The following is a 12,962-nucleotide window of genomic DNA, read 5'->3' as shown; positions in this document are numbered from 1 at the left end:
AGTTAAGCAGTATAGCGCCTGGACAGACCGGGGCAGGGCGCGAGCTGACAGACGGTCCGGATACCCGGGAACAGGGGGACCAGGGACTGTACGACTATGCCGTCCGGTATTTGAAGGGGCTCTTGTCACAGGTGACCGGGCTGGGTACAGACAGGATTCATGCAGGGCAGAATCTGGAGGATTACGGGGTGGACTCGGTGGCGATTATGGAGATCAATTCGCTGCTGGATAAGGATTTCCCGAATCTTCCGAAGACGCTGCTGTTTGAGTACAGCAATCTGGCCGGACTGGCCGGGTACTTCGTGCAGCAGCAGCGTGCAGGGCTGGAGGGGCAGGCCGGATACCGCATGGCGGCGAAGCCCGCCGACGCGGCGCCAGAGACACTGCCGGATAAGAAGAGGACAACAGCAGGAGACGTTGAGGCTGCGAAGAAATACAGGTCCTTCACAGCACCCGGCCGCAGCCGCAGCCGCTCAGAGGAGCAACACCGTCAGCCGCCGCAGCTGACTCCCCCGGCGAAGGACGAGGGCATTGCAATTATCGGCATCAGCGGCGCTTTTCCCGGGGCGCGGAATCTGGATGAATTCTGGAATAATCTGAAGAACGGGGTAGACTCCATCTCCGAGATTCCTGCGGAACGGTGGGATCATAGCCGTTACTACGATCCCGCGAAGGGCAAACAAGGCAAAGTGTACAGCAAATGGGGCGGCTTTATGGATGAATACAACTGCTTTGATCCGCTGTTTTTCCAGCTGACGCCAAGAGATGCAGAACAGCTTGATCCGCAGGAACGGCTCTTCCTGGAGAGCGCACACAGCGCAATCGAGGATGGCGGCTATACCCGTCAATCGCTGTGGAACAGCAGGACCGGCGTGTTCGTCGGCGTTATGTATGGCCATTATCAATTGTTTGGAGCCGAGGAGACGGCCAAAGGGAATCCTATGGCGCTCAGCTCATCATACGCCTCCATCGCCAACCGGGTCTCCTACTTCTTCAATTTCAAGGGTCCCAGCATTGCCTTGGATACGATGTGTTCTTCGTCCCTTACTGCGCTGCATCTAGCCTGCGAGAGCATTCACAGAGGAGACAGCGAGCTTGCCGTTGCAGGGGGCGTCAACGTTACCATTCACCCGGATAAATATCTGTTTCTCTGCAATCAGCGGTTCGCTTCAAGTGAGGGCAAGTGCCGGGCCTTCGGCAGCGGCGGGGACGGGTATGTTCCCGGTGAAGGCGTGGGTGCGCTGCTGCTGAAGCCGCTAGCCAGAGCGCTGGAGGATGGAGACCACATCTACGGGGTCATCCGCGCGACTGCAATCAACCATGGCGGCAAAACGAATGGCTACACCGTCCCTAATCCGAATGCCCAGTCGGAGATTATCGCTGAGGCACTGCACAAATCAGGTATCCATCCACGGGCGGTCAGCTATATAGAGGCCCATGGCACGGGAACCGCGCTCGGCGATCCGATTGAGATCAGCGGTCTAACCCGGGCTTACCGGATGCAGACGCAAGACAACCAGTACTGCGCCATCGGTTCGGTCAAAAGCAATGTCGGCCATCTGGAGTCGGCAGCCGGTGTTGTGTCTATTATCAAAGTGCTCCTGCAGATGAAGCACAAGCAGCTCGTGCCTTCCCTCCATTCTGAAGTGCTGAATCCGAATATTCTTTTTGAAGAGACTCCCTTCTATGTACAACGCCTTCTGGAAGAGTGGAAGCCAGCTGTTATGCAGGAGGAGGGAGAATCCAAGGAATGCCCGAGGGTTGCGGCAGTAAGTTCATTCGGTGCTGGCGGAACGAACGTGCATGTCATTCTGGAGGAATTCGGAGCACAAGAACGTTGTGACCTTAAGCCGGGACCGCACATCTTCATTCTATCCGCCAAAAGCAAAGACCGGCTCATGGCCTACGCGGGGCATATTCTTGATTATCTGGTGCTGCATACGGCCCGTCAGGAACGCGGACTGGAACAATCCGGCGGCGCTGCATTCAAGAAATATATAATCGCGGATATAACCGCCTGTCTCCTGCAATCCGCGCCGCTGCCAGCACATATCAGCGCCCGCGAGCCGATTGAGGAATACGGGTTATCCAAGGAAGAGCTGATGACCGCCGTTAACACTCTCTATGAGGCTTACCCGGTCCGGCTGCCGATGGGCCTCCTGACTGGCGGAGCTACAATTGAAGATATTGCCGGCCACCTGCTGGAGCAGCTCGGCCCGGATGCGGTTGCGGCCAGACATGGAGCCGGTGCTGCGGAATCTGTAGCGGAAGCTCAGAGTGCATGCACGATATCCGGCTCTGCCAGAAAGTCCGTCTGCGAGGTCCGGCTGAGTGAACTGATCTACACCCTCCAGGTCGGCCGGGAGGCCATGGACGAGAGGCTGGCGGTTATCGTCTCCAGTATGCCGGAGTTACAAGAGAAGCTGGCTCTGTTCGTGGGCGGCACCCGCAGCATTCCTGAACTTTACACGGGACATAGCGGTTCGGGCAGCGGGTTCAGCGATATCTTCTCAGACAGCACAGCGGGCGAAGCCTTCCTGCAGTCACTGGTGCAATCAGGCAAGCTGGACCAGCTCTGCCGGCTGTGGACCGGCGGGGTGAACTTCAATTGGCAGCTGCTCTATACGGGAAGCAGACCCGGAAGAATCTCTCTGCCTACGTATCCGTTCGACCGGACCCGTTACTGGTATAGCCCGGGAGATCGCGCGTCAGCGCTCTCCGCAATCAAGCCCGCAGTTCTGTCGGCGGTGCTCGATTCCAATCAATCCGTATTTGAGGAACAATGCTACTTGAAAAGCTTAAGCGCAGCGGATGCCTACCTGCATGACCATGTGATTCAAGGGCGGATGCTCCTTCCGGGAGTGGTCTACCTCGAAATGGCCTGGCGGGCTGGACAGCTGTCCAGCCGGGATTGGAGAGTACAGTCGCTGACCGGTGTGCAATGGCGCAGAACCCTTGAACTGCCGGCTGAGACTGAGGTTCAGGAAGCCTATACCGGACTGGTGGCCGGGGAAGACGGGGTTGAAGCCAGCATCTACACCCTGAACGGGAACGGCCAGAGAACGCTGCACTGCACCTGCACAGTGAATTATGCAGAAATTCCAGCTGAAGCAGAAGCAGATTCAGTGGAAATGGAGCCGGTGGATATTTCACAGCTCCTCCAGGCTTCCAGCCGGACCACTCCCGGTGAAGACTGTTACCGGCTGTTCTCGGCGCATGGGATGAACTACGGCCCGAACCTGCGGACCATTGAAGCCGTGTATACCGGGGAGTATGGCACTCTGTCCAGACTCTCTCTGCCTCCAGGCTCACAGATGGCACTTCAGGAGTATATCCTGCATCCGGGCTTCGCCGACGGCGCGATGCAGACGGCATTGTATGCGGTGCTCAGCAGCCAGCGGCCGCAGGGAACCTTCGTTCCCGCTGGCCTGCAGGCTGTAGAGGTCTATGGTGCGTTATCGCCGGTAAGCTATTGTCTCGTAACGCCTGCTGACAATACCGGGCAGGAACAGGGCGCGCAATTTAATCTGCTTCTGCTGGACAGCTCGGGCCGCCCGGCGGTACATTTCGCTTGTCTTGCCGGCAGAGATTTAAGCGCTGCGGGGAAGAACAGCAAGGCAGAGGCTGGCGGGACGGTACTTCCGGCGGGAATCGCAATGCTGGATCAGATGCTGGACAGGCTGCTGGCCGGGGAAGCCGGAGTCGACGAAGTCGAGAGAATGCTGGGGGGAATCTAAATGAGATCAATTATTGAAAGGATCGCCAGCGGAGCCATCACTAAGGAGGAAGGCCTGCGGCAGATCGCAGCGCTCAAAAGGTCGGATAAGCAGGAGCTGCTGACCTACACCAGAACACTGGCGGAGCAGCCGCTTACAGACATCCAGGATCATAATCCCGGACCCCTGCTGGTGCTGGCTGCCGATGCCGGCCTGGAACCTCTGCTGCGCAGCCGCTGCAGTTCCGTGTACCCGTCGCTTACCTTTGTTGTCGCAGATAACGCCGGAGACGGCTCAGAGACAGGACCGGTCCGGCTTCCTCTGAACAATCAGGAGGATTATGCACGTCTGTTAACCAGCTTGAAGCAGCAGGGAAGGTTCCCCGGCAGCATTCTTCATCTGCTGTCCCGGGAGGATGTACAGAGCGTTGAGACTGAGGAGGCCATGTCGGGCGGCATCTATTCGATGTTCGCACTGACCAAGGCTCTGTTGTCCTTCAAAGCGCGCACCAGGATCAATATCCTGTTTCAATACAAATCCGGTGAGGAGAGTGCAGTGCATGCCGCGCTGGACGGCTTCGTCAAAAGCGTTATGCTGGAGAACCCCGGCCTGTTATACAAGACGGTATCCACCGACAAGGGGCGCGGTGCCTCTGACCCGCAGTGGCTGGAACAGCTCCTGCAGGAGCTGGGCTCTATGCAGGACGGTCACCGCACGGTCCATTACCGCAATTCCCGGCGGTATGTGCCGGCTCTGCTGCGGCATACGGCGAATACCGAACCGCTCCCGGCATATAATGCATCAGCCCGGCCGGTCTACCTGATCACGGGCGGTCTGGGAGCGCTCGGCTACACGCTGGCCCGCCATCTGGCAGATACCAGTGCGGCCAGCCTGATTCTGACCGGCAGATCGCCGCTGAACCCCGAGCTGGAATTGAGGCTGGAGAGGCTGCGCCGGGACGATAACCAGGTCCGATATATCCGGGCCGATGTTGCCGATTCTGCGGATATGCAGCGGCTGTACACGGCTGTTAAGGCAGAGTATCCCACGGTGCACGGCATTCTGCACTGTGCCGGAATAACCAGCGATTCCTTCATCCTCTATAAAACAAGGAAACAGTTGGAGCAGGTGCTGGCGGCCAAGGTATTCGGAACTGTGAATCTGTATGAAGCGTTCGGACAGGAACCGCTGGATGTGATGCTGCTGTTCTCCTCGGTCTCGGCCGTGACCGGCAATCTGGGCCAGAGCGATTACGCCTATGCCAACAGCTTCATGGACCATTTCGCCAATGAGAAAAGAGCGGCAGGGGATACAGCCATTCTCTCCGTTAACTGGCCGCTTTGGCAGGAGGGCGGAATGATGACCACCGGGGCCAGCCTGGACTTCATGCGCAGCAGTCTGGGAATATCCGCCTTGCCTGCAGCTGAAGGCTTGACGGCCTTCGAGCAGATCCGCCGTCAGCGGCTAACGAACGCCATGGTGCTCTACGGCGATACTTCACGGATAGAGCAGACCGTGGAGAGTTGGAATCATCCGGCTCAAGGGGACAGGCCAATTGCTGCCCGGCCGGTTATGGCTGAAGCAACTGAGCCGTTGCTTGTAGATGCCGAGACTCTTAGCCGAGGAACAATCCAATTTTTGCATAATATATTCATCAAGGTAACCAAAATCCCGCCGCATGTGCTCGGACCCGACGACTCCTTCGAGAAGATCGGCTTTGATTCCATCATGGCCATGAGCATTAACGAGGAATTGGAGGCAAGCTTCGGCGAACTCTCCAAGACGTTGTTATTCGAATATCAGACGCTGCGGGAGTTAAGCGAATATCTCATCGGGCAGCATGGCAGAGTCCTTGCCGGATGCATTGAACCTCAGGATCAGCCTAAGGCTCCCGGAGCGAAGATGCACCATCCTGTCCTAAGTCCTAAGCCCCCAGGCAGAATGCCTGCTTCACCGAAGCGGATACAGCCTACCCCTGGAACAGGGCGGGGAGCCGGAGAACGGGAACGCAGCGGTAACGCGGATATTGCGATCGTCGGAGTCAGCGGCAAATTCCCGATGTCCCCGGATCTGGAGTCATTCTGGAACAATCTTCTCCAGGCGCAGGACTGTATTACCGAGATACCCGCAGACCGCTGGAGCATTGACGATTTGTACACAACCGATAAGAACCAGCTTGGCAAAATGTACTGTAAATGGGGCGGCTTCCTGGACGATGTGGACCGGTTCGACGCCTTATTCTTCAATATCTCTCCCCGGGAAGCGGAGATTATGGACCCGCAGGAGCGGCTGTTCCTGGAATGTGCCTACAGTGCAATAGAGGATGCCGGGTATACCCGTGATACGCTGGGCAGCCGGAAGGTCGGAGTGTTTGCCGGGGTGATGTACGGCCAGTATCAGCTGCTGGATGCCGAGATCGATGGCAGCAAAATCGCCTTATCCTCGGTCTATGCGTCGATTGCAAACCGCGTATCCTACCACCTCAATCTTAACGGGCCCAGTATTGCCCTGGATACGATGTGCTCCTCGTCACTCACTTCGGTTCATCTGGCTTGTGACAGCATCCGCCGGGGCGAGAGTGACTGTGCGATTGCAGGAGGTGTAAATGTCTCGATCCATCCTGACAAATACATATTCTTGAGCCAGCAGAAGTTCGCGGCCAGTGACGGACGGTGCAGAAGCTTCGGCGAAGGCGGAGACGGATATGTTCCCGGGGAAGGTGTCGGTGCTCTGCTGCTGAAGACGCTGGATCAGGCCGTTAAGGATGGCGATCATATCTATGCCGTAATTAAGGGGAGCTCAATTAACCATGGCGGCAAAACCACTGGCTACACGGTGCCGAATCCGTCCATGCAGGCTGCGGTAATCCAGGAGGCGCTGCTCACGGCAGGAATTCACCCGCGCACCATCAATTATATTGAAGCCCACGGCACTGGGACTTCACTCGGTGATCCGATTGAAGTAAGCGGCCTGGCCAAGGCCTTCAAGGAGGGAACAGGGGACAAGCAGTTCTGCGCCATCGGCTCAGTGAAGTCCAACATCGGGCACTGTGAGTCGGCCGCAGGCGTTGCAGCGATAGCCAAGGTGCTGCTGCAGCTCAAATACAAGATGCTTGTGCCTTCGCTTCACTCCGAGGAGCTGAATGGGCACATCCGCTTTGAGGATACGCCCTTTTATGTGCAGCGGCAGGCCGGCCCTTGGGAACGCGTGACGGTGGAGGTAAACGGGGCTACGAAGGAATATCCGCGCCGGGCGGGGGTTAGCTCCTTCGGGGCAGGCGGAGCCAATGCACATATTATTCTGGAGGAATATATCCCGGCACAGTCTGAGAGCATGCCGGACAGTGAAGACAGCGGCGAGCCGCAGATCATCATCCTGTCGGCAAGGGCAGAGGACCGGCTCAAGGCTTACGCGCTGAAGCTGGCGCATGATCTGAAGCGGCCTGAAGCCGGAGCTGTTAATCTCCGGGATATTGCCTACACGCTGCAGGTAGGACGGGAGGCCTTCGCGGAGCGGGTGGCAGTCATTGCCGGTTCGGTCTCCGAGCTGCAGGCGCTGCTGGATGGATTCAATCAGGGCATTCTGCCGGACGGCAAGGTCTTCCGGGGGAACATCAAGAGCTTCAAGGATTATCACGGACTGTTCCATGCGGATCAGACGGGAAGCTCCTATATGGATCTGCTGCTGGATAGCAGGAATACAGCAACGATCGCCCGGCTGTGGTCCCTGGGTGTCGAGGTGGATTGGCACAGGCTGTACGAAACGGGCAGCGGCCATAGAGTTTCGCTTCCGACCTATCCCTTCGCGCGGAACCGCTATTGGGTTCAGGAGGTGAAGCGGCGGGAGATCCGGACGCCGATGTTACCGGATACGGCCAATCTGAATATAGGCGGGCTGGTAGAGCATAATCTGTCCACTGTTGGCGGATACCGTTTCGCTTCGCGGACTGCGCTGATCGGTAACAGCTATGAGCCCTGCAACTGGCAGGGACAGGCATATATGAACGGGTTCGGTCTGCTCGCCTATGCGCGGGAAGCGCTGGAACGGGCAGGCTACCAGCAAGAAGGGCTAATGCTGGAGAATATGGAGTGGGCAGGTCTGAGCACAATGCAGCAGCTTGCCCCGGCCCTGGATATGTATGTCTTCCCGGGCAAGGCCGCAGCAGCAGGCGAGGTCCGCAGCGGGGAACAGGTTCTCTTTCAATGCACGATAGCAGAGCAGGCTGAGCGGACCGGGACGGAAGTCTATACGGTGAAGGATATTCCGGCGGCAGGACACGGAGAACCGATTCTTAAGCAGGCCCGTCAGACACTCCGCCTGCTCTATGGAATAGAGAACGGACTGAAGCCTGTCAAGGGCTTGCGGCAAGAACCAGCCGCATTGCTGGCCTTCGTGGATCTGGGAGAAGCGGAGCCTGCAGATTCCCTCTCGGCGGCTGCCGTGAATGCAGCCTGCCATACACTGCTGGCTCTGGCCGCGCTGGAGCAGCCGCAGGTTCCGGCGGTGCTGCATTCTATCCGGCAGATGTCATTCCGGCATCAGCCGCTGCAGCAATTCACCGTTCGTGCCGGCCGTACGGGCAAGAACGAATATACGCTGGCTGTATTCGCTGCGGATGGGGAAGCAATCTGGGCGATGCAAGGCGTCCAGCTGGCTCCGCTGCAGCCGGTGAAGCAGGGGGTTCCGCTATATTACACGGCTTCATGGACTCCAACCCTGCCGGAGCCGGAAGGAAGCCTGACGGGGGATGTGGTGCTCTTCCTGGACGACCTGCTGATGCTGCCGCACTTCAAGCGCAGCTTCGCTGCCGGAGCCAGACGGATCTTCGTCACCGCTGCGGACGGGTATGCCCAGCTTGGCGACAATCATTACAGCCTGTGTCCGGATGACAAGCAGCACATTCAGATGCTGGTGAAGTCGTTACAGGAGCGGCGTGTAAGCCTGAAGCAGATCCTGTATGTGGCAGCCGGTGCTGCCATGAATCCGCAGGAGAAGCTGGATCACAGCTTATACCCGCTGCTGTTCCTGTGTCAGGCGCTGATGGAGAGCAAGGCAGCGGCTGATCTTCAGCTGCTGTACGCCTTCAGGGACACGGGGGATGCAGGCAGTCTGCTGGATGCTGCGCTGGGCGGTTTCTTCAAGACGCTCCGGCTGGAGCATCCAGGCTGCTGCTTCAAGACTGTCTCCCTGGCAGCGGCCTTGCCTGCAGAGGCAATGCCCTCGTTGCTTGAACAGGAGCTGCTGCGCCAGCCCGGGGAGCAGGAGGTGAAGTTCAGCCATGCCGGCCGGCTCGTTAAACGGCTCGTTCAAGCCGGAACGGAAGCACAGACCGGCAGTCCGGCAGTCCGGATCAGAACGCATGGGGTCTACATCATCACCGGAGGCCTTGGCGGGCTGGGACGCGTGTTCGCCGCTTACCTGGCGGAGACAGCCCAGGCCCGGCTCATTCTGACCGGCCGTTCTCCGCTGGACGGGCAGAAGGCGGCGCAGCTTGCCGCCATCCAGGCTTATGGCGGATCGGCTGAATATCTTGTCTCGGATGCCGCAGACGGGCAGGGGGCGCAGGAGCTACTCCGCTATGTGAATCAGAAATACGGCAGGGTGGACGGCATCCTGCACTGCGCGGGAATACACCGCGACGCTTTTATACGGAACAAAGACCGCGCGGAAGTTGATGCGGTAATCCGCTCCAAAGTCATCAGCACCTTGAATCTCGATCAGGCCGCGCAAGGGGAGAAGCTCGATTTCATCCTGCTGTTCTCCTCCATCACAGGAGAGACTGGGAATCCCGGCCAGGCGGATTACGCCTATGCGAACAGCTTCCTGAATGAATTCGCAGTATACCGCGACCGGCTGGTCTCGGCAGGTGAGCGCTCCGGACGCACCTTCTCTGTAGCCTGGCCGCTGTGGGAAGCGGACGGGATGCAGCTGGATGCGGAGCAGCGCAGAATGCTGGAGATGCAGACGGGCCTGATGCCGCTTCCGGCAGAGCAGGGAATCGCTGCCTTTGAACTCGTGCTCGGACAGGGCAATCTTAACCCGCTGATCGTCGGTTACGGCCAGCCTGAGCGGGTAAGCCGGATGCTGGAACAAGTTAATCTCACCAGCACGCCGGAAGGTGAGGCCGCCCGGTCCGGTATTGAAGCTGCCCAATTAACCGGGGGATCAGACGAAAGGCTGCAGGAACAGACGCTTCAATATTTGAAGGAGCTGTTCGGTGAACTGCTGAAGCTTGCGCCGGAAGAGATCGACACCTCAGCCGAATTTGAGGAATACGGTATTGAATCGGTTACGGTTGGCTATTTCAACGCCAGGCTGGAAAAGGATCTTGGCGGGGTCTCCAAGACTCTGCTGTTTGAATACCAGACTCTGGAGAACCTCGCGGCCTATATGGCCAGCCAATACGCCATACAGCTGGGCAAGCTGTTCAGTACGGATTCCCCAGAAAATGCCCCGTTTCTGCCGATGCACGAGGAGGCGGAGGTCCAGACGGAGACAGAGGCTCCGGTATGGAGAACACTAATCTCTTTCGCAGAGCAAAACTGCTCCGTAGATGCAGAAGGTGAGACACCCGGGACAGGGGAAGAGATTGCCATTATCGGCCTTAGCGGACGCTATCCTCTGGCGGGGGATATTTATGAATTCTGGGACAATCTTGCGGCCGGTAAAGACTGCATTACCGAGATTCCGGCGGATCGCTGGGACTACAAGAAATATATGGGCGGAAGCTTCGCGAACGTACAGGAAGGCAAAATGTACAGCAAGTGGGGCGGCTTCCTGGACGATGTGGACAAGTTCGATCCGGCATTTTTCAATATTGCGCCGCGGGAGGCGGTCATCATGGACCCGCAGGAACGGATTTTTGCCGAGACCGTATGGTCGGCCCTGGAGGATGCGGGATACACCAGACAGAAACTTCAGCGCGCGGAGGAGGAAGGCGCAGATGTCGGTGTTTTTGCCGGTGCGACTACCTACACCTATCAGCTATGGGGCCCGGAGGAATGGGAAAGGGGTAATCTTGCCGCGATGCCTAACGTCTCGCCGTGGTCCATTGCCAACCGGATATCCTATATGTTCAACTTCAGCGGTCCCAGTCTGGCCATCGATACGGCCTGCTCGTCATCGCTTGCGGCCATTCACGCAGCGTGCGAGAGCCTGAAGAAACGGGAATGCCGCCTCGCCGTTGCGGGCGGAGTGAACCTGTATCTTCATCCTTATAAATATGTGCTGATGTGCCAGACCAAGATGCTGTCTCCTACGGGCAAATGCCACAGCTTCGGCGATGATGCTGACGGCTTTGTCCCCGGCGAAGGCGCCGGAGCAATAATTCTCAAGCCGCTGTCTGAAGCGGTTAAAGACCGGGATCATATCTACGGGGTCATTAAGGCGACCGGCATGAACCATGGCGGCAGGGTCAGCGGATATACCGTTCCCAATCCGAATGCCCAAGCCCGCCTGATCTCAAAAGCATTGCAGCAGGCGGGAGTGGATGCCCGAAGCATCTCCTATGCCGAAGCGCATGGTACAGGCACCAAGCTGGGAGATCCGGTCGAGGTTCAAGCGCTCAATCAGGTATTCAGTGAGTCGGATCCGCCCAAGCAGTCCTGTGCCATCGGTTCGGTCAAATCGAATATCGGCCACCTGGAAGCGGCGGCAGGGATCGCTTCGGTCACGAAGGTGCTGCTGCAGATGAAGTATAAGCAACTGGCCCCTTCTATTCATGCGGAGGTAACCAACGCCAATATAGATTTTGAATCTTCTTATTTCCATGTACAGCGGGAGCTTGCCCCATGGGCAGCAACTGGCACGGACGGTTCAGCGGCAAGACGGGCCGGAGTCAGCTCCTTTGGCGCTGGCGGAACCAACGCCTATGTACTCCTGGAGGAATACAGCGGGGAAGCGGGGGCAAGCACTTCCGGCAACGGGCGCAGCAGCGGTACCCAGGTGATTGTGCTGTCTGCCAAGACCCCTTACTCCCTGAAGCAGATGGCTGTCAAGCTGCTTGCGTTCCTCGACCGGAATCCGGAGACCGCTCTTGCGGATGCCGCATATACGTTACAGACCGGACGGGAGGAGATGCACTGCCGCCTGGCCTTTACCTGCCGCACCATAACTGAACTCCAGGCTAGACTGGAGAGCTATCTGTCAGGTGAACTGGACGGCATCTACTCCGGGACAGTATCCAAACGGAGGAAGGGCTCTGTCACCACAGAGGTTAATGCTCCGCAGGTGGCGGCTGCATGGGTGCAGGGCTCCGAAGTGGATTGGGCGAAGCTGCATCCGGGAGGACAGGTACGGATCATGCCGCTGCCAACCTATGCTTTTGAGAGAGAACGTTATTGGATTCCGCGCACCGATGCTCCGGCTCCCGCCAAGGGTGCTGGAGGACAGAAGCTGCATCCTCTGGTGGACCGCAATGTGTCCAGCTTCAGCAAGCAGCAGTATGAGACGGACGTGCAAGGCTCTGACAGCGGGGGCGGATTGTCACAGCCTGCTTTAATTGAACTGCTGCGCTTCACCGCTGAGCTATCGCTTGAATCCCCTTGCCATGTAATTGAAGATATGGTCTGGGGAAGCGCGCCGCTGCTGGAATCGGCAGACCGCCTCGTGACCTCCCTGTACGAGGCCGGGGACCATATCGAATGTGAGACTGGTTGTGATAATGGGCATGGTGATTATGTCATTTGTGCCCAGGGGAAGGTCACAGCGGCTGATATGCCTCATTCTGGAGCTGCTATGCTACTCGATAGTCCTAAATGGTCTGCCGCCATGGAGCTGCCTGAGACAGACGCCTCCGATGCCTATCTGCATATCGGGGCGGTTCACGAATTGCGGACAGGGACGGATGAGGCAATGCTCCGCGTTGGCTTGAAGGTAACTGCGAGCCCTGCACAGCATCAGGCGCTGTTTCATTATCAGGCCGTGGAAGAGCTGCTGGCCTGCCTGGTCCGGCTGACCGCAGGTGCTGAGCAGATCGAGTACCGCAGGCTGCGGAGATGTACTGTATTTGCTCCGCTCCCCAGGGAGATCACAGTGCTTACCCGGTGGCGGACGGGAAGTGACGGGCTGACGGTATACGACCTCAACATTGTTGATCCCCGGCAGCGGGTTCTGGTGGAAATGAAGGAGCTTACCTTGAAGCTCAGCGGTATTTCGGCACAGGAGGTTCTGCTTCCAAGCCTACAAGCATCTATGCCAGCGTCTGAACAATCCGAAAACCGGAATACAGTATATCAAATATAGGTT

General features: G+C 57.9%; 1 protein-coding gene and 1 pseudogene. Both read left to right on the top strand.

The features are described from left to right. Positions 1–119 precede the first annotated feature (119 nt). A pseudogene (locus K1558_RS12960) lies at positions 120–3,590 on the top strand (beta-ketoacyl synthase N-terminal-like domain-containing protein); the annotation flags it as partial. A gap of 147 nt (positions 3,591–3,737) precedes the next feature. Then, positions 3,738–12,959, top strand: a complete 9,222-nt coding sequence (locus K1558_RS12955; protein WP_238651997.1) for a hybrid non-ribosomal peptide synthetase/type I polyketide synthase — start codon at positions 3,738–3,740, stop codon at positions 12,957–12,959. Positions 12,960–12,962 lie beyond the last annotated feature (3 nt).

This window comes from Paenibacillus piscarius (assembly GCF_022234545.1).
In the GTDB taxonomy this organism is placed as follows: domain Bacteria; phylum Bacillota; class Bacilli; order Paenibacillales; family Paenibacillaceae; genus Paenibacillus_AQ; species Paenibacillus_AQ piscarius.
This window is presented reverse-complemented; position numbering and strand designations above follow the sequence as displayed.

Coding starts and splice junctions, on each gene's coding strand:
- K1558_RS12955 (WP_238651997.1), top strand. CDS start 3,738: ATGAGATCAATTATTGAAAGGATCGCCAGCGGAGCCATCACTAAGGAG.